This is a genomic window from Geobacter sp. AOG1, assembly GCF_019972315.1.
Taxonomy (GTDB): domain Bacteria; phylum Desulfobacterota; class Desulfuromonadia; order Geobacterales; family Geobacteraceae; genus Geomobilimonas.
The window spans coordinates 1,457,204-1,477,776 of sequence record NZ_BLIZ01000001.1 but is presented as its reverse complement, the minus strand read 5'-3'; the positions used below and the strand labels follow the sequence as shown (position 1 = coordinate 1,477,776).

The 20,573-nt window shown below is 59.7% G+C and carries 17 protein-coding genes; 8 read left to right on the top strand and 9 right to left on the bottom strand.

The annotated features are described in order from the left end of the window. Window positions 1-11: 11 nt before the first annotated feature. The 5 genes from LDN04_RS06720 to LDN04_RS06700 all read right to left on the bottom strand — a co-directional run bounded on the left by LDN04_RS06720 (window position 12) and on the right by LDN04_RS06700 (window position 7,477). A complete protein-coding gene (locus tag LDN04_RS06720) occupies window positions 12-2,216 on the bottom strand; it encodes a glycoside hydrolase family 57 protein (protein ID WP_223908104.1) in 2,205 nt (734 codons plus the stop codon). Window positions 2,217-2,312: 96 nt separating this feature from the next. Beyond that, a complete protein-coding gene (locus LDN04_RS06715; RefSeq protein ID WP_223908102.1) occupies window positions 2,313-4,817 on the bottom strand; it encodes a mannose-1-phosphate guanyltransferase in 2,505 nt (834 codons plus the stop codon). 97 nt (window positions 4,818-4,914) lie between these two features. Then, window positions 4,915-5,277 (bottom strand): response regulator, encoded by a 363-nt coding sequence (locus LDN04_RS06710; protein ID WP_223908099.1) that lies wholly within the window; start codon window positions 5,275-5,277, stop codon window positions 4,915-4,917. A gap of 1 nt (window position 5,278) precedes the next feature. Continuing rightward, on the bottom strand, window positions 5,279-6,898 hold the full coding sequence (locus LDN04_RS06705; RefSeq protein ID WP_223908096.1) for a sensor histidine kinase: 1,620 nt from the start codon (window positions 6,896-6,898) through the stop codon (window positions 5,279-5,281). 387 nt (window positions 6,899-7,285) lie between these two features. After that, window positions 7,286-7,477, bottom strand: coding sequence for a twin-arginine translocase TatA/TatE family subunit (locus LDN04_RS06700; protein WP_223908093.1), 192 nt, complete (start codon window positions 7,475-7,477; stop codon window positions 7,286-7,288). Window positions 7,478-7,630: 153 nt separating this feature from the next. Between LDN04_RS06700 and uvrB the strand changes: the two genes are divergently transcribed. The 5 genes from uvrB (at window position 7,631) to LDN04_RS06675 (ending at window position 12,436) form a co-directional block, all read left to right on the top strand. Continuing rightward, window positions 7,631-9,625 carry an excinuclease ABC subunit UvrB gene (gene uvrB, locus LDN04_RS06695; RefSeq protein ID WP_223913349.1) on the top strand — a complete coding sequence of 665 codons (1,995 nt, stop codon included), beginning with the start codon at window positions 7,631-7,633 and terminating at the stop codon, window positions 9,623-9,625. Between the two features lie 262 nt (window positions 9,626-9,887). Next, on the top strand, window positions 9,888-10,106 hold the full coding sequence (locus LDN04_RS06690; RefSeq protein WP_223908091.1) for a hypothetical protein: 219 nt from the start codon (window positions 9,888-9,890) through the stop codon (window positions 10,104-10,106). 11 nt (window positions 10,107-10,117) lie between these two features. Beyond that, window positions 10,118-10,417: an MTH1187 family thiamine-binding protein gene (locus LDN04_RS06685; protein WP_223908088.1), complete on the top strand. Its 300-nt coding sequence runs from the start codon at window positions 10,118-10,120 to the stop codon at window positions 10,415-10,417. 38 nt (window positions 10,418-10,455) lie between these two features. Continuing rightward, window positions 10,456-11,691, top strand: a complete 1,236-nt coding sequence (locus tag LDN04_RS06680) for an MFS transporter (RefSeq protein WP_223908085.1) — start codon at window positions 10,456-10,458, stop codon at window positions 11,689-11,691. A gap of 73 nt (window positions 11,692-11,764) precedes the next feature. After that, complete coding sequence (locus LDN04_RS06675; protein WP_223908082.1) at window positions 11,765-12,436, top strand: NAD(P)/FAD-dependent oxidoreductase; 672 nt, start codon at window positions 11,765-11,767, stop codon at window positions 12,434-12,436. Between the two features lie 87 nt (window positions 12,437-12,523). Here the strand turns inward: LDN04_RS06675 and LDN04_RS06670 are convergent, their stop codons facing one another. Both LDN04_RS06670 and LDN04_RS06665 read right to left on the bottom strand, forming a co-directional pair. Further along, on the bottom strand, window positions 12,524-13,189 hold the full coding sequence (locus tag LDN04_RS06670) for a LysM peptidoglycan-binding domain-containing protein (RefSeq protein WP_223908079.1): 666 nt from the start codon (window positions 13,187-13,189) through the stop codon (window positions 12,524-12,526). Window positions 13,190-13,212: 23 nt separating this feature from the next. Continuing rightward, window positions 13,213-15,834 carry a tetratricopeptide repeat protein gene (locus LDN04_RS06665; RefSeq protein ID WP_223908075.1) on the bottom strand — a complete coding sequence of 874 codons (2,622 nt, stop codon included), beginning with the start codon at window positions 15,832-15,834 and terminating at the stop codon, window positions 13,213-13,215. 279 nt (window positions 15,835-16,113) lie between these two features. Between LDN04_RS06665 and uvrC the strand changes: the two genes are divergently transcribed. After that, complete coding sequence (uvrC, locus tag LDN04_RS06660) at window positions 16,114-17,955, top strand: excinuclease ABC subunit UvrC (RefSeq protein ID WP_223908072.1); 1,842 nt, start codon at window positions 16,114-16,116, stop codon at window positions 17,953-17,955. A 46-nt stretch (window positions 17,956-18,001) separates the two neighbouring features. Here the strand turns inward: uvrC and LDN04_RS06655 are convergent, their stop codons facing one another. Continuing rightward, window positions 18,002-18,511: a TlpA disulfide reductase family protein gene (locus LDN04_RS06655; protein WP_223908060.1), complete on the bottom strand. Its 510-nt coding sequence runs from the start codon at window positions 18,509-18,511 to the stop codon at window positions 18,002-18,004. A gap of 16 nt (window positions 18,512-18,527) precedes the next feature. Next, on the bottom strand, window positions 18,528-18,857 hold the full coding sequence (gene trxA, locus LDN04_RS06650; protein ID WP_223908057.1) for a thioredoxin: 330 nt from the start codon (window positions 18,855-18,857) through the stop codon (window positions 18,528-18,530). Window positions 18,858-19,081: 224 nt separating this feature from the next. Between trxA and LDN04_RS06645 the strand changes: the two genes are divergently transcribed. Both LDN04_RS06645 and ccsB read left to right on the top strand, forming a co-directional pair. Then, complete coding sequence (locus LDN04_RS06645) at window positions 19,082-19,756, top strand: bifunctional precorrin-2 dehydrogenase/sirohydrochlorin ferrochelatase (protein ID WP_223908054.1); 675 nt, start codon at window positions 19,082-19,084, stop codon at window positions 19,754-19,756. Further along, window positions 19,753-20,568, top strand: a complete 816-nt coding sequence (ccsB, locus tag LDN04_RS06640) for a c-type cytochrome biogenesis protein CcsB (RefSeq protein ID WP_223908050.1) — start codon at window positions 19,753-19,755, stop codon at window positions 20,566-20,568. The genes LDN04_RS06645 and ccsB overlap by 4 nt, the downstream gene beginning before the upstream one ends. Window positions 20,569-20,573 lie beyond the last annotated feature (5 nt).

Genomic DNA, 20,573 nt, shown 5'->3' with positions numbered 1-20,573 from the left:
TCAGCCTCCATTCATATCAGCCAATTTTCCAACTCGATATCCGGGCCCGCATACTTCAGCACCATGGGGGCGTCGGTCGGCCAGCGTCCCACCTCTTCCTGGCCCCGGACCAGGGTGAGATAGGCGAACAGTTTCCCCGCCGGCACCAGGTTGATGGCATCGATGGGGACTGCAACCTCGCAGACCCGGGCAATTTTCCAGGGGCAGGCGACGCCGGCATCTGACCATCCCGTTTCTCCCTTGCACTGCAACCTCGCTTCACCAGCTCCCATATCCATAGTGACCCGCCATTCCCGTTCGGTGAGGAGGTGGACACCGAGGCTGTCTCCGGGCTGGAGGGAACGGTCGAGGGAGGAAACCCCGTCAATCCTGAAATAGAGGTTTTTGCGGTCAAAGCCGTAGAAAAAGGACTGCAGGAGGCTTTCCGCTGCATGCATGGCCGACGCCTGCTTGGTCAGGTCGTAGAGACCGGCGGCCAGCCACTCGAAATAGTCCGTCACCAACCCGTTGATGGTGGGGGTTATGAGAGCGGCCGGCTCCCGCACGAAGCCCGCCGGGCTTTTCTGCTTGATCGGCTGGTACAGTTCACGCGGGACTTCCTTGCCAAGCAATGTGTAGACGTGGATCAGGTACTTGCGGAACAGGGCATCGAAACGGTCGCTGTGGGGAGAAAAGTGGTCATCGCCGTACCACCAGAACCAGTCGCTCCCCTCGGCGGCATAAAGAGCCCGGCAAAGCTGTTGTCGCCGGTCGTCGATCGTCGCGGTCGGGTCGAGGCCCATTGTCCCAGAGGACAAAAGGTTCGCAACTTCGCCATCCCACTCTACAACCGCTGCCCGCGCCCGTGCAAGGTAATCCCACCCCAGGTTCTCCTCCGGATGACCGACCCAGATGCCGTAGTTTGCATTGATCCAGGAGCCGGGATGAACGTGCTGCAGCACCTGCCGGGGCGCCGACCGATCGAGAGTCTCGCTGAAGGTTGCCAGCCGTAGTCCCTTTTCGCTGGCAATTGCCCCGTACAGACGGGAAAGGAACGTATGGCCGTTGTCGGGGTAGTACTCCCATGCGTTCTCGCCGTCCAGGATAACCGGCACAACCTTGGCATTGGGAGTCCGCCGATGCAAGTCCAGCAGTCTGCCGACGAAATCCTCCACCGCCCGCACGGCATCCCACTGGGAGTAGGTAAAGCCGATCAGATCGGAGAGGGCGTGGTCGCGAAAGAACAGTCCCAGCCGCCGCTCTCCCGACTGGAAGGCATAGGGATGATAGAGGTTCTCCCGTCCCGGACCAAGTCCACCGGCAAGCGTATGCACGAGCACACCTTCATCGGTGGCAGCCCACTTCAGACCGCTTTCGGCGATGATGGACAGTGCCTCGTCACTCACCGACCCTTCCGAGGGCCACATGCCAACCGGTTCGAACCCGAAGGTATCTTTGAAGTAGGCGATCCCCCCGGTCACCTGGGCACGGGCATCTTCGGGATGGCGGAAGCGTAGTGCGGGGAGGGTCGCCTTAGGCATGGCCGTCTGGGCGCTTTTCATGTCGCAGAGAAGCGGCAGGATCGGATGGAAATAGGGAGAAACCGCAAGTTCGGCTTTCCCCTCCTCGTGCAGGCGCCGGTAGAGGGGGATGATCTCGTTGAGAATCTCCCGGTGGGTCGTAAACAAGAGCGCCTTGTCCGCGGGGCTGAAATGCCTCCCCTTGTCCACCAGTCTTTGCAGGGCCGGGTAACGGCGCCGGGCGGCCTCGCCGGTCCAGGAAAGGAAAAACCAGACTTGCAGATCGAGGAGTTCCTGTTCCCGGAAATGGCGCAGTCGGTCAGAAAGCTTCGTTGCCGCGCCATCTCCCGCCAGATAGAGGAGTTCCAGATAACGCGGATAGGGTTCGATCATCCGCTGGCGATTGGCTGAAAAGAAATTTTCCAGGAGGAAGAGCCGGTCCTCGTCGGTCATATCGGCGGGAGCCATCTTTCCCCGCACCAAAAATGGGTCCACAGCAGTTCCGCCGGCATAATCCCGGATCTGCTCCAGAAGCGACGGCACCAGGTTGAACACGACTTTTGCCCCCGGCGTCTCTGCCACGATGGCGGCCATGTCGTAGTAGTCCTTGACCGCATGGAGGTAGGTCCAGGGAAGGAGATACTCCCCCCGGACCGGCTCCTTGTAGTAAGGCTGGTGCATGTGCCAGAGGAAAACTATGGAAAGGGGCTCGGCCATGACAATCCCGTTCAAGGTTCAAGGTTTAACGTTCGAGGTTCAAGGTCAGCCCGGGAAAAGGACTTGTAACGTTGAACCCGGAACATTGAACTGCGGTTAAAGTTCCTTCTTCCACTTCTCAACCTTTTTCTTGTATTCATCCAGAAGTTTCTGCGCCGCCTTCGGTTCCTTGGCCTCGACGACTATGTGCACCACCGGCAGATACTGGTCCGGCAGTACCAGTGCCCAGTCCTGTCCGAAATGCACCTTGATGCCGTCGATGAAGGAGGCCTCCTTGTCCAGGCTGTCCTCGCTCATCTTGCGCATGATCCCCCCCTTCAGTTCGAAGACGCAGGGGACGGAGGTTTGGAGGAAGGCTCGCCGGGGGACATCGGCCAGGATATGGGAAAGGGGTTTGCCAACCGCCGCCAGGAGTTCGATCGCCTTGCCGATGGCGAACATGCCGTCGAAGGCGGCCTGGAACTTGGGAAAGGCGAACCGTCCATCCATGGACCCGGCCATGACCGCTTCGGGCGAAAGGGTCGCCTCTATCATGGCCCGCTCGCTGCTCTTGGTCCTGACCACAGCGCACCCGCGCTCCTGGGCCATGATTTCCACGGTGGAAGGGGCATGAACGGGCACCGCAAAGGTCCCCTTCTCACCCGCCTTGAGCATCAGGGCAACGAACAGCTCCAACAACCCGGACCCCTCATAAATGGCGCCCTGCTCGTCAACCATGGTAATCATCTCCGCACAGGGACTGAGCCAGATGCCCGCATTTGCCTCCAGGGTGGCAACGATCTTGGCCAGCTGCTGCAGACCCAGCGGGCGCTCCTCGGTGGTCTTGGACCCCCGCTCCTCGTCGATATAGGCATTGAGGCTGATGACGTCGATCCCCAGATCGTTGAGAATAGGAGGGAACACCTGACCGGCCGGCGAGTGGTTGAAGTCGATGACGATCTTGAATTTGCCCTTGCGGATGCCTGCCTGGTCGAGCCCGCGGGTTATCCCTTCGCGGTAGAAGTCGACGACCTGCGGCAGTTCGGTGATCCGCCCCGGCTCCGTATGGTGGGCACGGCGGAAGTTTTCCTTGAAAAAGACCCGTTCGGTGTTTTTCCCCATGGAACTCGAGAAATCGAGGCCATCACTGTCGAGAAAGATGATCTCGGTGGATGCCGGGTCGTCTGCGGCCTGCCGGAAGTAGACCCCCCCCAGCTCGCCGAAAGTCTTCAGCTTGTAGCGGACGATGGGCAACGGCGTCATCAGCAGGTCCCGCACATTGACACCGGCGGAAAGGATGCCACCGATGAAGCTCCGCTTGAGCATCCGCGAGGCGAGGTAGGCATCGCGGCCGGCCAGCACGAATCCCCCCTTGGGAAACGACGTGCCGTAGGCGCATCCGAGTTTGGCCACGAACTCCGGCGTCAGCTCCACGTTGGTGAGCCCTTTGATCATCGCCCCCTCGAAAAGGGACTTCTTCCATTTCTCCCCCCAGATGAGGTTGGCGGTGACGATGGCCCCTGCCTCGATCACCTTGCGCGGCCAGACCTTGACGTCTTGCTTGATATACACTTCTTCACCGATTGAGGTCTCTTCGGCGATGATGACCCCCTCGTCGATGACGACCCCCTGGCCAATCCGGACGTTGTTGCAGATGACGCAGTCATTCAGGCGTGTCCCCTTCTTGATGTACACGTTGTCCCAGATCACGCAACGGTTCAGCTTGGCCCCCGGCTCGATGGTGCAGTTGCGGCCGATCACCGAATCCTTGATATGGGCCTCACCGAGAATCTGGGAGTTGTCGCCGATGACCACGGTCCCCTGCAGGTGGGACGGATCGGCCAGGCGGACATCCGCCCCCAGGCGCAGGTCGCGGCCGACGAAATCCTGCTTCGGCTCATCGATCCTGACATTGATCCTCCCCTTGAAGATGTCGTGATGTGCCTCGCGGTAGGAATCGGTGTTGCCGATGTCCCGCCAGTACCCCTTGGCGGTGAAGCCGAACAGGGGTTCACTGTTCTCCAGCAGTTTCGGAAAGAGGTCCTGGGAAAAGTCGAAGTTCTCCCCCGCGGGGATGTACTTGAAAATCTCCGGCTCCAGCACATAGATGCCGGTGTTGATGGTGTCGGAAATCACCTCTCCCCACCCCGGCTTTTCGAGAAACTGGGTAATACGGTGCTCCTTGTTGGTGACGACGACGCCAAACTGCAGGGGATCTTTCACCGATGTGAGGGTGATGGTCGCCAGCGCCTTGTTGTGCTCATGGAAATCCATCACCTTCTGCAGGTTGAAGTCGGTCAGCAGGTCGCCGCTGATGATGAGGAACCGGTCATCCAGGTACTTTTCGGCGCATTTAACCGCCCCGGCCGTCCCCATGTCCTCCAGGGGGGTGACGTAGGTTATCTTGACGCCGAAATCCGTACCGTCCCGGAAGAAATTCTTGATTATGTGGGGCTGGTGGTAGAGGAGCATTACCAGGTCCGTGATCTCGTACTTCTTCAGCAGTTCCACGATATGAAGCATCATGGGGCGATTGATCAGGGGGACCATGGGCTTCGGCAGGCTGTTGGTCAGGGGCTGGATGCGGGTGCCGAAGCCCCCCGCCATAATCACGGCTTTCATAGCATGTACTCCTTTGTCATATGAATATCAGGTAAAGGTATGCGTCCGCTTCGCTCACAGGTAGAGGTAAAGCAGCAAACTTGCCATTTCTTTACCTTTACCTGCTTTTCTTGGCCAGCACCTTCCTGATTTCTTCTTTCAGCTCCTGCAGGTCGCTCGATTTGACCACATAACCGTCGGCAAGCCAGGCGGAGAAATCGTCCTTGTAACAGGAAAAAGCGGTACAGAGTATGACCGGCATCTCGTGCCGCTCCTTGACGATCTTTTGCAGCAGGTCGAGGCCGCTTTCGTTCTTCAGCTTGATGTCGAGCACCACCAGATCGAACTCTCCCCCTTCCAGTTGCGCCACCGCCTCGGCGGCGTTGCCTGCGGTCACCACGTCGTACCCCGCATCGGCCAGTTCCTGGGAGTAGAGCAGCCGGATGCTGCTTTCGTCGTCCACTACGAGTAAACGTGCCATGTCACATCCCCTCCTTGATCGGCAGTCTGATGATATACTGTGTCCCCCCCTCGGGGGAACTTTCGATGATAAACGGCGACCCGTGCTTTTCCAGGATGGTTTTGCAGAGCGGCAGACCGGCGCCCGTCCCCAGATTCTGGGTTACCATGAATGGTGTGGTAAGGGTTTCCACCATCTCCGGAGAAAGCGGAGTACCGTTGTCGGAAATCTTCACTGCCACGACTCCGTCATCACGCCAGGTCCGGATGACGATCTCTCCCTCGCCGGTGATGGTTTCCAGGGAACTTGTAATGATGGTTTTTATGCAGTATGCGATCTTCCGGTAGTCGATGGATACCTTGGGAAGTTCCGGCGCCAGTTCCAGGACACAGGTGACGCCGCGCTGGGCCAGCTGTCCGGCCAGTTCATCCCTGACCCCGCTGATCAGCTGATTGATGTCCCAGGTATCCAGGGCGGGATAGAGGGATTCCGAATAGGAGAGAACCTCCTCAAGCACCCCTTCCAGTTGTTTCGCCTCGTGGACGATGGTTTCCAGGTAGTCCCGCTTGCTGTCATCCTGCTCCATGTTCTTGAGAAGCGACCTGGCGAAACCGCCGATAATCATGAGCGGATTGCGGATGGAATGGGCGATGCTGGAGGTAATCCGCCCCACCAGGGCCATCTTCTCCATCTTGACGATCAGTTCCTGCTGTTCCTTGAGCTTGATGTTGGCGACGGTAAGCTTGTCGATCTCAACTTGCAGCCGCTCATACAGCGAAGCGCGTTCCAGGGCGAAGGCCACGGGGAAGGCGAAGGTTTCCATCGACTGCAGGTCCTGATTCGTAATCGGTTTCCGGGTGATGCAGTTATCGGCGAGGATGAGTCCTATGCGGCGGTGCCGGGAGATGAGCGGCATGATGAGAAAGCTGTCCACCCCCAGGAGCTGGGCCAGGGCCGGGTCGATGTCCGGGTTGGAAAAAGCGTTCTCCACGAGGATCGGTTTCCGTTCCCGCAACGCCCGGTTGAAGACGTGCTGTTGATCGCGGAGGGGGACGCTCAGCCGTTCGAGAATGTCGTTGAACTTCACCTTCTCCGACGACAGCTTGTTCTTCTGGAACAGGCGGGCCATATCCCGCAGGGTCAGGTTGGACCGGTTGACATCCTCCCAGATATGCCACGCCTCCTCCATGGTACGCGGCCCGACCCCCAGGTAGCCGCACAGCGCCTGCCGCTCCTTGTCGGTCATCAGGAGAAAGGCCCGGTTCATGCCGAACCCCTTGCCGGCAGTAATGGCGGTCATGGCCACCGACAGCACTTCATCCAGGTCGACGGATGTCTGCAGCACCAGGCTCAATTCGTGGAGGAACTTGATCTCCCGGGTCTTGCTGGTGAGGAACCCACCCAATGACTGGAGTTGGGACTTCTGGTCGAGGAATTCGCTGACGACGATGGAAAAAATTTCGGACAGGGGGTGACCGGACTCCTTGAAGCGGAGCAGGTCATTGGCAAACAGGGGGCAATCAATGCACTTTTCCACAACCCGTCGCCGGTAGACGCTGTACAGTTCCTCTTCCCCCTCGGCAATATTGGGGCACTCCTCCGGGGCGAGTTCCTTTTTCGTCCAGCAGCACGCGAACTCCACGCAGACCTCCAGCAGCCACGGTATCGGACATCTTCCCCGGAAACGCCACCAGTACCCGGGCGTGGGGGACGAATTGTTAATTAAATTACTGCCGGCAAAACGGAAACGGGATGACGGCAGAGCGCCGTCGACAGGGACAACAAGGCAAGTATATCAGTCGCGGACAGTTTTTCAAGGCAATTCGCCAGCGCCGATGCGACGTCAGGCGCTTTCCGCGGCATTCCCCAGTCGTGCAGCCGCCTGACGGCGGGGTCGGCAGGGAACTAAATTCACATCATTTGTTAATTAATAAAATCGTCGAGGTTCCCCCACCATGGCAACCGGGGGGAATTGGGGAGAGAGAAGGGACGGGAGAAAAAATTGCAGCGAAAATGCCGGAAAAGGGAGTTACTCCTCTTTTTTCGTCTCGCCATCCTTCTTCGGCTTGATCTCGATCTCGTCCTTGCCATCCGAGGCCCGTTTGAAATTCCGGATACTCTTTCCCAACGCACCACCGATTTCCGGAAGACGCCCCGCACCAAAAACGACCAGGACAATAACAAGGATGATAATCAGTTCCGGCATCCCGAAGCCAAACATACAACCTCCGCACAACGTTCTGAATTTGCCCAGAGTATCGCACCGGTGGTGGAAAAAATCAAGCATTCCCGCACTGCAAACTATCGCCTGCACCTGCGCGAGGGAGAATATTTCCCCATGCAAAGGACCGCGGGGCATGGTACTATCCATCCCATGGACACCTTCTCACTGGTCAGTGACCATACCCCCCGTGGCGACCAGCCCCGGGCCATCGACGAACTCGTGGCCGGCATTCTCCGCGAGGATCAGCACCAGGTACTTCTTGGTGTCACCGGGTCGGGGAAAACCTTCACCATGGCCAACGTCATCGCCCGGACCAACCGCCCTGCCCTCGTCCTCGCCCCCAACAAGACCCTGGCGGCCCAGCTCTACGGGGAATTCAAGGAGCTCTTCCCCGACAACGCCGTGGAGTACTTCGTCTCCTACTACGACTACTACCAGCCCGAGGCGTACCTTCCCACCACCGACACGTTCATCGAGAAGGACTCCTCCATCAACGACGAGATCGACAAGCTCCGCCATTCCGCCACGCGCAGCCTCCTTACCCGCCGGGACGTGATCATCGTCGCGTCGGTCTCCTGCATCTACGGCATCGGCTCCCCCGCTGCATACCAGGAGATGCACATCTTCTTCCACCAGGGGGCAGACGTGGGGCGGGACGACCTGCTCAGGAAGCTCGTGGAGATTCAGTACGAGCGGAACGACATCGACTTCCACCGCGGCACCTTCCGGGTCCGGGGGGATAGTGTGGAGATCTTTCCGGCCCATGACGACGAGCGGGCGCTCCGCATCGAGTTCTTCGGCGACACGGTGGAGGCGATCAGCGAGATCGATCCCCTGCGTGGTCTGGTAATGCAACGACTCCCCAAATGCGCCATCTACCCCGCTTCGCACTACGTGGCAACCAGGGAAACCCTGGAACGGGCCATTGGGCAGATCCGCATCGAACTGGAAGAGCGGATCCGCTGGTTCAAGTCGCAAAACATGCTGATTGAGGCACAGCGCATCGAGCAGCGGACCTTCTTCGATATCGAGATGATGGAAGAGATGGGGTTCTGTCAGGGGATCGAAAACTACTCCCGCCACTTCGACGGCCGGAATGAAGGTGAGCCCCCCTACACCCTCATCGATTACTTTCCGCGGGACTTCCTCCTCTTCATCGACGAGTCCCACATCACCGTCCCCCAGGTTGGAGGCATGTACCGGGGTGACCGCTCCCGCAAGGAAACCCTCGTCAACTACGGTTTCCGCCTCCCCTCAGCCCTCGACAACCGTCCCCTCAATTTCCAGGAGTTCACCGCCAAACTCAACCAGACGGTTTACGTCTCCGCCACCCCCGCCGACTTCGAACTCAGACAGGCTGAGGGGGCCATTGTGGAGCAGGTTATTCGTCCTACCGGCTTAGTGGATCCGGAGATGGAGATCCGCCCCGCCTCCGGACAGGTGGACGACCTCCTCCATGAAGTACGTGAGACAGTGGCCAAGGGTGAACGGATCCTCGTCACTACCCTCACGAAACGGATGGCGGAAGAGCTCACCGACTACTACCGGGAGTTGGGCGTCAAGGTGAAGTACCTCCATTCCGACATCGACACTATCCAGCGAATGCAGATCATCCGCGATCTGCGGCTCGGGGAGTTTGACGTCCTGGTGGGGATAAACCTGCTCCGGGAAGGGCTCGACATCCCCGAAGTATCGCTCGTGGCGATCCTCGATGCGGACAAGGAAGGATTCCTCCGTTCCGCCCGCTCTCTCATCCAGACCTGCGGTCGGGCCGCCCGCAACGTCGCCGGCCGGGTCATCATGTACGCCGATACCACCACCGACTCCATGAAGAAATGCATCGGCGAAACAGCCAGGCGCCGCGAACTGCAACTGGCATTCAACCAGGAGCACGGCATCACCCCCCAGAGCATCAGGAAGGGCTTCAGTTCCATCCTGGAATCCCTGGAGGAACAGGACTACTACACCATTCCCGTCGCCGCTGACCCCCGGACGGAGTACGTACCCCTGCAGGACATCCCGAAACTGGTTAAGAAACTGCGTAAGGAGATGCTGGCCGCCGCGAAGGAGCTGAACTTCGAAACGGCAGCGGAACTAAGGGACCGGATCAAGAAACTGGAGGACCAGGAACTGGCCCTGCGCTAGCACCACTTCACCAGAATGGAGAGCGGGGGCTCTCCTGGAGGAAAGAATCCCGCAAGAAAATGCCATTCGTGGGTTCAAGGGAAAACCCTTGCACAAAGGTTTGGTTCATTTGGATGATGGACGGTACACTTGACTCTTTGCGGAGGGAGAGTCCCCGCTCTTCCCTTATGCTTCAATTTGGTTACGTACCCAGTTTTTGCATGGAAAACTGTACCTGATTCTGGTACTACAGAGATGATCGAATCCGGAGCGGGAGGCACTCATGGACAAGAAACGCCAGCAGGCAGCCGTGACCATCGGCAGCCACCCCGAGGTGGCGGAAAAGCTCGACCAGCTTCTCACCCGTCCCGCCGACCGTGCCTACCTGGTCTGCACGTTCCTGGCGTGCATCCAGAACGATCAGGGGGTCTGCACCATTTATACTGTTACCAACCCACCGTCGGGGTCACGGACAGGACCTTGCGAGAAATACCGCCAGTAAAGGAGGCCGACATGGCTGTTGTCGAAGTAAGCATAACCCCCCTCGGGACTGCCGATACCGGGGTCTCCCGCTACGTGGCAGGGTGCATCAGGATCGTCCGCGCGGCGGGAATCAGCCACCAGCTCACCCCCATGGGGACCATACTCGAAGGGGACCTGGACGAGATTTTTCGGGTCATCCGACAGATGCAGGAGTCGGTCTTCGCCGCCGGCGCGGTACGGGTTTCAACCCTCATCAAGATCGACGACCGGCGCGACAAGTCGCCCCATACCATGGCCGGAAAAGTCCGGTCGGTGGAGGATAAGCTGTAGGGGACGGCGCGCTGCCTCTCCTGCGGAACTAACCTTCCATGACCCGACAACAGCCAACCACCTCCCCGCGCTTTGCCCTGGCACTGCTCCTGGCAGTAAACCTCCTCAACTACATCGACCGGCAGGTGCTCTATGCCGTTTTCCCCCTGATCAAGGCCGACCTGAACCTCTCCGATACCGCTCTCGGCCTCTTGGGAAGCGCCTTCATGGTCTGCTACATGGTGGCGGCACCACTCATGGGATGGATGGGGGACCGGTGGAACCGGGTCCGGCTTGCCGCCGGAGGGCTGGCCATCTGGAGCATCGCCACCGTCGGAGCCGGTGTAGCCATCGGTTACCGGACCCTGCTGGCCGCACGCACTGCCGTGGGTATAGGAGAAGCGAGCTTCGGGACCGTATCCCCCGGACTGCTTGCCGACTACTTTCCCCGGGAGCGGCGCGGCCGGATACTTTCCTACTTCTACCTCGCAATCCCGGTCGGAAGCGCCCTCGGCTATCTCCTCGGCGGTCTCATTGGTCAGCATCTCGGGTGGAAAACCGCTTTCCTCCTCGTGGGGGTGCCGGGGATCATGCTTGCCCTGCCGGTCTGGTTCCTCAACGAGCCGGTTCGCGGCGCTACTACCACCACGCCAGGCACCGCAACCTTCGTTGAGCGGAACTACGCGGTCCTCTTTACCAACCACTCCTTTGTCACCAACACCCTGGCCATGGCAGCCATGACCTTTGCCCTCGGAGGCCTCGCCCAGTGGCTCCCCACCTTTCTCTGCCGCATGCACAACCTGGATGTGGCAAAGGCAAACACCCTCTTCGGCGGGATCACCGTCCTGGCCGGCATTACCGGGACCTTGGGGGGTGGCTGGCTCGGCGATCGCTGCCAGTCGAGAACCCCAAAAGGTTATCTGCTCGTGTCGGGATGGGGTTTCCTGCTCGGCACCCCTGTCGCCGCCTACGCCATTCTCACCCCTTCCCTCACCAGCTGCCTGGCCGCCACATTCTGCGCCGAGTTCTTCCTCTTTCTCAACACCGGCCCCCTCAACACGGTTATCGTCAATGTTACGCCCCACCCAATCCGCGCCATGGCCTTCGCCGTCAACATCTTCTTTATCCACGCTTTGGGAGACGCAGTGTCACCAACCCTGCTCGGATGGCTGTCGGACCGGTGGGGCCTGCGTAACGCCCTGCTGGTGACGCCGGCAGCGATCGCACTGGCTGCAGGTTTCTGCTTTCTCTGCACCCGTTTCATAACCACCGATACGAGCCGGATAGAAGACTGACGACTGCACATTTCCCACTAACCAACCGTCCCATTAACAGAGGCACATTACAAGAGTTTGAAAAGGAACAACCATGAAAAAGGATAGTATCGCCAAGGGGGCAATACTGCAGCGCGACCGTGAAACCTACGCCATTGCCCCCCATATCCCGGGAGGGATTACCACAACCGACGCCCTGCGCAAGATCTGCGACGTAGCCGACAAGTACGGCGTGAAGGAACTGAAGCTCACCTCGGCCCAGCGCATCGCTCTGTTCGGAGTCCGCGAGGAGGATCTCGACTCCATCTGGTCCGAACTTGACCAGCAGCCGGGGGCCGCCATCGGCCTTTGTGTCCGGAGTATAAGGATCTGCCCCGGCACCACCTGGTGCAAGCGGGGTGTCCAGGATTCCGTCTCGTTGGGGCTGAAAATCGACGCCATCTACCATGCCATGCAACTCCCCAACAAGATGAAAATGGGGGTTTCCGGCTGCATGGTTTCCTGCGCCGAAACGGCAGTCAAGGACATCGGCGTAATGGGCACCCCCAAGGGGTGGCGTATCATGGTGGGGGGTAATGCCGGCGCGCGCCCCCGTCTGGGGGATCTACTCGTAGACAACGTGCCGGGAGAGGAAGCGGTGCTGGCAATCATCGCCCGCATCATTGAGCTTTACAGGAATTGGCCGCAGGAGCAGCGTCTGGGACGGATTGTCGAGGAGATTGGCATCGAGCGGTTCCGGCTGGAGGTGCTGGGAACAGCTGGGTAAACCGGGGGTGGGCTGGTTAAGAGGAGATGCAATGACGGTGGGGCTACGGTGAAACCGCCATGACCGCCGCGGAAAGATCGGCGGACGTCAGCGTTCTGAGAGCTTCATGTAGCAGTCCGCCCGGTAAAGTGTTGCGTCGGGAGCAAGGGGAGAATCGGGATGCCGGGCCAGGAACAAGTCAAAGGCGTCCAGGGCCTCCCGGTACTCTCCCTTCTTGTAAACGGTGACAGCGCGCTGGTAGTCCGCCTGGCTCCCGGCAGTGGGAGCGGCAGCAGGAGAACCCGTGCCGGTAGCGGTAACGGCCGGCGCTGCGGTAACAGGGGTATGACGAGGAGCGGCTGCCGCCCTGTCGACTCTCTTGCGCTGCTTCTCCCTGTGTGACGTGGCCGTATGCCCGGCCTTCGTCGCTTTCGTTCCCTTCGGCGGTTGTACTGCCTTAACCGGTTTGGCAGCTGCATCGGCAGACGTCCCCCGCGCAACAGGAACCTGCAGGCTGGCCCCGGCATAGATGAGATCGGGGTTGTCGATCGTGTTAAAGGGAAGTATCTGGGGGAAATAGGAGCCCATGCCGGTATATTTCCGGGAGAGCCCCCAGAGGGTATCGCCACGCTTGATGGTGATGGTCCTGGTCAGGACACCTTCAGCCGGTGAGGAGGGAGCCTGCCCCGAGGCAACCTTGTGAGGGGTATAGAGATTATACTCGTCCGCCGCCATGGCCAGTGCCGGCGTCCCCGCCAGCAGCAACATCAGCATGAACACTCTGCGATTGGTTTCCATTAGTACCCGTTCCCCAGTGGATCTTCATAGGTTATGGTGTTCTTCACCTGGATGCTGGTACCGACCGCAATCCCCTGCTTCACCTTGAACGTCACCTTCACCACCTTCTTCTCTCCTGCACCCAGCTCCGCGAATCTCCAGAGGTAGTTCCCGTCCTGTCCCCCCGAAACGGGGGGCTCGGACGTGACCAGTTCGAGGTTTGCCGGCATGGAGCTCCGCATCTCCACCACTCGGGCCAGCAGCGACCCTCGGTTGACGCCGGTCAGTTCGAAGGACGACACATCCCCCGGCTTCAGCTTCCCACCCTTGCCCGACATGACCATTTCCACCACTGGCCGGGTAAATACCACGAGCGCATTCAGAACCGCCTGCTTGCTCCGCTCACTCTCCGGCACGAACACCAGGCCGAGGCGCGCCTCGGAACCGTCGTTCACGGTCGACGGAGTCGCCACTTCCAGGAGCAGGTAGGCCTCTTCCTTGGGAGAGAGTGAGGGAGTCCGGGTAATGGCAGGCTCATTGACCTGCCGGATCCCGTCCCGGTTCAGATCGTGAAAGAGTGTTCCCCGCAGATTCGCCGGAAGATCGAGCTTCACTTCGATATTTTCCGTAAGATTCCCTGTATTGGTCACCACCAGAGGGATGGTAACCGTCTGGCCCGGTATGGCCGCCACCTTGCCCGCCGTGGTGCGCACGGCAACGCCGCTCACTCCCTGGACGAGGGCCGCCGTGGAAATGAATGAATCCCGGGTATCGAGTTCATTGTTAACCGTGTCGCACCTGAGGAACAGTTCCTGCCTGGCTATGGCTTCATCCTTCAGCTTGAATACCAGGTTGAATTCCTTGCTCTCGCCGGAATTGATCCGCAGCGGGTCGTGCTCCAGTACACCATTGACATCCTTGCGGAAGCCGGCCCCGGCAAAATCCACCGGTTCGTACTGGGGAGGATAGTTAAGCCGCATGGTCACACTGGCTGCCGCCGAGGTGCCGATATTGAGAAGGGCAATTCGGTACGTGACTTTTTCGCCAGGAAGAACCAGCCCCTTGTCTCCCTTGATGACCGCCCGCAGGAGCGGCGCGGAAGCAACCAGCGAGACCTGGCGTGTCTGGGATACTTCCGGGGTAGCCTGCGAGTTGAGGCGGATCGGATAAGAGATCTTCTGCCCGTCTATGGCTCCCTGCGGAATGGTAATTCCCACAACGCCCCGGAAACTTTCCCCTGGCGCTAGTTGGGGGGTGCTGCCGAGGGGGACGTTCATCTCGGCGGCAGAAGCGAACTGGGCCTTGAATTCGGCAGGGAAGCCCGACTCGAATGCGAAATTGTCCACCCCGTTACCCCTGTTCGACACTTCGAACGGAATGATAACTCGTTTCCCCACCACGGAACTCTGCTCCATGGGAAGAAGGTTGAAGGTCATGGCGGACGACTGGTCTACTTCGAGGGTGAGTATCTGGGCCTTTTCTCCCGGCCGAACCGCAGGCGACGCAACGGCCGATACCGGCGGATAGACGATCCCGAAGGTTTTCAGCTTTGTTGCGGCCGAAACGGCTGCCGTGGTGCCGGGATAGCGGTCGATCACGTTCTTGTACTCGGCGATCGCCTTTTCACGCATAGCATCGGAATGTGGCGCGGGCACAACGGCCGGAGTGGTAGCTATCGGAGACACCGGTGCCGGGGGCACCGTCAGGGCAACCTTCTCGGCAGACGCCTGCGCAGCTGTCACTTGTTCAGCCGCTAGCCGATCGGCTTCTGCCTTTTGTGCCGCCAGCCGCTCCAGTTCCGTCTTCCTCGCCACCTGGCGCTCTGCCTCGGCCTTCTCTGCAGCCAACTTCTCAGCGGCTGCCTGTTCTGCAATCAGCCGGTCCGCCTCGGCCTTCTCCTGGGCAGCTTTCGCGACTACCTGGTCTGCAGCCAGCTTCGCGGCAGCCGCCTGTGCCGCTGCCGCTTGCTCAGCCGCCAGCCGGTCAGATTCAGCCTTTTGTGCCGCCAGCCGCGCCGCCTGGCGCTCTGCCTCGGCCTTCTCTGCAGCCAGTTTCTGGGCGGCTGCCTGTTCTGCAATCAGCCGGTCCGCCGCAGCCTTCTGCTGGGCAGCCTTTGCTGCTACCTGGTCCGCAGCGAGCTTTGCCGCTGCCGCCTGTGCAGTCGCAGCCTGCTCAGCCGCCAGCCGGTCGGCCTCGGCTTTCTGGGCCGTCAATCGTTCCAGTTCCGTCTTCTTCGCCGCCTGGCGCTCTGCCTCGGCCTTCTCCGCCACCAGCTTCTCGGCCGCGGCTTTATCCTGTCCCGCCGCAAGGACCGGTTCCCCCTTCTCATAACGGGCCGCGCTCTGCAGCAAAGTGTCTTCCACGGTCCCCTTGAGAGGGCTGTCGGGATATTCGCGCAGGAACTGGGCCATATACCGGGCGGCGTCCTTCTCGTTACCGGCCTTGTAATTGGCCCGCGCAAGCCAGAAGATGGCCATGTCGCGCAGCGGCGTGTCGGGGTATTTCTGGAGCACGAGGGACATCTTGTCAATGGCTCCCTGGTAATCCCTTTTCTGATACGCGTTGAAGCCAGTGATGAAAATCTGGGAATCTTCCGAATCAAGGGCGAAGACGGGATTGGCAAACAGCGAGGTTACGAGCATAACCCCCACGAGGCATCTGCAGACTGCAGCGCGGAAAATATTTAAGAAATCCACGGGGTTAACCTTTCCAATCCGGTATGGGACGAGTGGGTAGAAAATTGTTATGGATACATACCATCATAAACAGGGCTTGTCAACGGTGAATACAGGCGTGGGCGCCCCCTAACCCCACGTAAAATCACCTGAAAAACCCACCGACGGCGGGCAAGAGTCCGCCGGTGCCCGTCCTGACCAGGAAAACCCTTTGCAGCAGAAGGCTAATGCCGCTATACTTGGCAGATGCTGGACAGCGCCAGAATCAACAACCTGCCATCCGCACCCGGTGTCTACCTGATGAAGGGAAAAGACGGCCAGGTGCTCTACGTCGGCAAGGCCCGGGAACTGAAAAAGCGGGTTCGCTCCTACTTCACCGCCGCCCGCGATGCCCGGTACCACATACGTTTTCTCATGGAGCGGGTAGCGGACATCCAGGTAATCGTTACCGACACCGAAAAAGAAGCGCTTATCCTTGAAAACACCCTCATCAAGCAGTACCGCCCCCGCTACAACTTCAACCTGCGGGACGACAAGACCTACTTCTCCCTCCGCCTTGATCCGACCGAGGAATTCCCCCGCCTTGGCATCGTGCGCAAAGTCCCTCGGGATGGCGCCCGTTATTTCGGCCCCTACGCATCGGCCGCCGCTGCCCGCGAGGTACTGAAGCAGCTCTACAAGATATTCCCCCTGCGCCACTATCCGCTGGAGACATGCCGGCGGCGCCGGCGCCCCTGCCTCTTTTACCAGATCAGACAATGTTCTGCCCCCTGCCACGGGCTCATCTCTCCTCAGGATTACGCAGCGCTCGTGGACGGGGCAACGCTCTTCCTATCGGGGAGAAGTAGCGAACTGGTCCGACTGTTCCAACAAAGGATGGCGACAGCGGCGGGCAAGGAGGAATACGAGACAGCGGCTCGCTATCGCGACCTGCTCCAGGCCATCCGGGTGACCGTGGAAAAGCAGAAGATGGTTAGCCACGTCGGCGATGCGGACGTCGTGGGCTTTCACCGGGAAGGGAACCGGATGGAACTCTCTCTCCTCTTCATCCGCGGTGGCAGCCTCATCGGCAGTCGGAGCTACTCCCTTGCCTGGGAACTGGACGACGCCGAAGGGATCGCTTCCTTTCTCCGTGAGTACTACAGCGGCGAGGTCATGATTCCCGATGAACTACTCGTCCCCCTCCCCCTGCCGGAAAGCGACGCTTTTGCGGAATTCCTAGGGGAAAAGCGGGGGAAACGGGTAGCGGTCACCCACCCCCTCCGCGGCACCAAGCTGGAACTGGTGAGACTTGCGGAGAAGAACGCCATCACCTCCGCCCGGGATAAGGAGCAGCGCGCCGCCGATTCTCACACAATTCTCGCTGAGCTGCAGGAACGTCTCCATCTACCCTGCCTGCCCCGACGGATCGAATGCTATGACATATCCAATCTCCAGGGGGGGGAAGCGGTAGGAAGCGGTGTCGCCTTCGCGGACGGGAAACCGGACAAGGCAAATTACCGCCGGTATCGCATCAGAAGCGTCTCCGGTGCCGATGACTTCGCCATGCTCCATGAAGTCCTTCACCGCCGGTTCCGGCATATGCCGGAAAAGGGAGAACTCCCTGACCTCATTATCATCGACGGGGGACGCGGCCAGCTCAGCGTACTGACTGCGGTCCTTCGTGAACTCGGGATCGACGATGTGGCAGCAGCCTCGCTGGCCAAAAGCAGGGTTACCCGGGAAATGGCAGCCGCGGAGATCAGCAAGAGCGATGAGCGGGTCTTTCTCCCCGGCAGAAAGAACCCCGTTGTACTCCGCCAGAACTCCCCCACACTGCTGCTCCTGGCCCGTATCCGGGACGAAGCCCACCGTTTCGCCATCACGTACCACAAGACACTCCGCAGCAAAACATCCCTGACGTCTGAACTCGACAACATTCCGGGCATAGGTCCCGTCCGCAAAAAGTCGCTCCTCAAGCATTTCGGCAGCCTGAAGCGGATGGGAGAGGCGACGATGGAAGAACTCGCCGGCGTTCCGGGCATCACCGGCGAACTGGCACGGGCTATCCATCTCCAACTTGTGAACAACAAAAAAGGCGGCGCCTGATTCGGCACCGCCTTTTCCTTTCTTCCCGTTCCGGTATCCCCGGAACCTATTCCGCAAGCAACTTCACGATTACAGCATCCATCTTCCGGGAGATGTCCTCGTTGAATCCCTGGAAGCGTTCCGCAACAACCCCCTTCTTGCTGATGATGAAAATGGTGGGTACGGAGCGAAGGCCATACTCGATCTGCAGGTCCTCGTCGACCAAAGCGACAGGATAGTTGAGTCGTTTGCTGACGACGAACTCCTTCACGATCTTGTCTCCACCATCGTCCACACTCATGCCGAGGATCTGAAGCCCCTGCTTGCCGAATTTGCGGTTGAGTTCCACGAGATGGGGAATGGAATCGCGGCAGGGTACGCACCAGGTGGCAAAGAAATCCATGACCAGTACGTGCCCCCGGTAATTGGCGAGGGTCACCTGCTGGCCGGACGTCGTCGTTACCTTTATGGGCGGAGCCGGATCCCCCTTCTGCAGGACGGCGTTCGCCCCAACGGGCGAAAGAAGAGACGCCGTTACAAGGGCCAAGAAGAGGCTGAAAAGCTTGGGAAATTTCACGCTTACGGCCTTTCCCCTAGAGGGCTTTCTTGATGAGCGCTTCCAGTTGGGCCTTGGGGACGGCCCCCACCACCTGGTCGACCACCTTGCCATCCTTGAACAGGATCACCGTCGGGATGCCGCGGACCCCGTACTTGCCAGGAGTTGCAGGGTTGTCATCCACGTTCACCTTGCCGACCTTCACCTTCCCGTCATATTCGTCGGCAATGGCGTCGACCAAGGGTGCGATCGCCTTGCAGGGTGCGCACCAGGTCGCCCAGAAATCAACCAGAACCGGCACTCCGGCCTGGAGCACGTCAGTCTCAAAATTATCATCCCCGAACGTACACACCTTTTCGCTGGCCATGCGCTGTTTCTCCTTTAATCTCATAATATGGATTGTCTCAATATTAACCATACGGGGGAAAAATGCAAGTGGTAATTCCCCGCCACCGGCGTATGAAGAGGGCTCTACCACCCCCCGCAGCAACGGTGATAATCGGTTGACATCCCCGCACCCAAGGGTGCTATAAATGATCCAGTACCGGACCAAGAAGCAGCAGTATAACGATACCTTCAAGGAGGCTATGAATGCGGCACTATCCGGTCAATCTCGTCCTCGCCGGCCGGCGGACCGCCATCATCGGCGGAGGTGCAGTTGCCGCCCGCAAATGCGAGGGGCTCCTGGCGGCTGGAGCACGGGTGACCGTCATCGCACCTGACCTCGACCCCACACTGGAAGGCCTTTGCAGGGAAGGGCGGATCGATCATCGGTCCCGTGCATACCGTCCCGGCGACTTGGACGGCGTCCACCTGGCGTTTGCCGCCACCGGCGACGCCTCTGTCAACCGGGCCGTCGCAGAGGAGGCCGCAACCCGCGGCATTCTGGCCAACATCGTGGACGCACCTGAGCTTTCCACCTTCGCTACGCCGGCCGTGGTCCGTCGGGGCGACCTCCTCATCGCCATCTCCACGGGCGGCAAAAGCCCCGCCCTGGCCGCCCGGCTCCGGACAGAGCTGACTGAGCGATTCGGCTGGGAATACGGTGCCGCTCTGGAACTCCTTGGGGCAATCCGCGAAAAGCTATTGACGGAAAAGGGTAACACCGCATACAATAAAGAGCTTTTCAATGCCTTGCTCGACCACGACCTGCCACTACTCCTGAAAAGCCAGCCCCCAGCCGCACTGGATACCATCCTGGCGGACATCTTCGGGCCGGGCTTCACCCTGGCCGAGCTCGGGATACGGGAACGGGAGACTTCATGAACGCCTTGCTCTTCAACCTGACTATGGGGGCCTACTTTCTGGCCACCCTGACGTACCTCTTCTATCTCTTCAAGCCTCGCCCGACCCTCGGTCGCATTTCCCACTGGGTCATCTCCGGCGGATTCATCATTCACTGCATGTTCACCCTCGATCGCTACCTGGAGGCGGGGCACACCCCCATCACCAACCTCCACGAGTCCCTTTCTTTCTTCAGTCTGGCCATCGTCGGCATCTTCATCGCCTTCGAACGCAAATACAAGGTATCCATCCTCGGCTCCTTCGTCACCCCCCTGGCACTGGTCATCCTGCTCATCTCGGCCCTCTTTCCGAGCGCCATCGCGCCCCTCAACCCGGCGCTCAAGAGCAAGTGGCTGGCGGTTCACACCACCATGGCCTTTTTCGGTTATGCCACCTTTGCCGTGGCTTTTGGTGCCGCCATCATGTACCTGATCCAGGAGCATTTCCTGAAGAACAAGCGGCTCGGCCCACTGTACCAGAAGCTCCCCTCCCTTGATACCCTGGACGAGATCAACTACCGCTGCCTCACCTTCGGCTTTCCGCTCCTCACGTTCGCCATCATCTCCGGCGCCATCTGGGCCGAAACCGCGTGGGGAACCTACTGGAGCTGGGACCCCAAGGAAACATGGTCCCTCATAACCTGGTTCATCTATGCAGCCCTGCTCCACGGCCGACTCACCACCGGCTGGCGCGGCCGTCGGGCTGCCATCCTGGCAATAATTGGCTTTTTCGTCATGCTGTTCACCTTCCTCGGGGTCAATCTCCTCCTCCCCGGGCTGCACAGCTATAAGTAGAGGCA

Bases quoted from the DNA above. Each gene is read 5' to 3' on its own strand.
- LDN04_RS06720 (WP_223908104.1), bottom strand. From the start codon at position 2,216: ATGGCCGAGCCCCTTTCCATAGTTTTCCTCTGGCACATGCACCAGCCT.
- LDN04_RS06715 (WP_223908102.1), bottom strand. From the start codon at position 4,817: ATGAAAGCCGTGATTATGGCGGGGGGCTTCGGCACCCGCATCCAGCCC.
- LDN04_RS06710 (WP_223908099.1), bottom strand. From the start codon at position 5,277: ATGGCACGTTTACTCGTAGTGGACGACGAAAGCAGCATCCGGCTGCTC.
- LDN04_RS06700 (WP_223908093.1), bottom strand. From the start codon at position 7,477: ATGTTTGGCTTCGGGATGCCGGAACTGATTATCATCCTTGTTATTGTC.
- uvrB (WP_223913349.1), top strand. From the start codon at position 7,631: ATGGACACCTTCTCACTGGTCAGTGACCATACCCCCCGTGGCGACCAG.
- LDN04_RS06690 (WP_223908091.1), top strand. From the start codon at position 9,888: ATGGACAAGAAACGCCAGCAGGCAGCCGTGACCATCGGCAGCCACCCC.
- LDN04_RS06685 (WP_223908088.1), top strand. From the start codon at position 10,118: ATGGCTGTTGTCGAAGTAAGCATAACCCCCCTCGGGACTGCCGATACC.
- LDN04_RS06680 (WP_223908085.1), top strand. From the start codon at position 10,456: ATGACCCGACAACAGCCAACCACCTCCCCGCGCTTTGCCCTGGCACTG.
- LDN04_RS06675 (WP_223908082.1), top strand. From the start codon at position 11,765: ATGAAAAAGGATAGTATCGCCAAGGGGGCAATACTGCAGCGCGACCGT.
- LDN04_RS06670 (WP_223908079.1), bottom strand. From the start codon at position 13,189: ATGCTGATGTTGCTGCTGGCGGGGACGCCGGCACTGGCCATGGCGGCG.
- LDN04_RS06665 (WP_223908075.1), bottom strand. From the start codon at position 15,834: ATGCTCGTAACCTCGCTGTTTGCCAATCCCGTCTTCGCCCTTGATTCG.
- uvrC (WP_223908072.1), top strand. From the start codon at position 16,114: ATGCTGGACAGCGCCAGAATCAACAACCTGCCATCCGCACCCGGTGTC.
- trxA (WP_223908057.1), bottom strand. From the start codon at position 18,857: ATGGCCAGCGAAAAGGTGTGTACGTTCGGGGATGATAATTTTGAGACT.
- LDN04_RS06645 (WP_223908054.1), top strand. From the start codon at position 19,082: ATGCGGCACTATCCGGTCAATCTCGTCCTCGCCGGCCGGCGGACCGCC.
- ccsB (WP_223908050.1), top strand. From the start codon at position 19,753: ATGAACGCCTTGCTCTTCAACCTGACTATGGGGGCCTACTTTCTGGCC.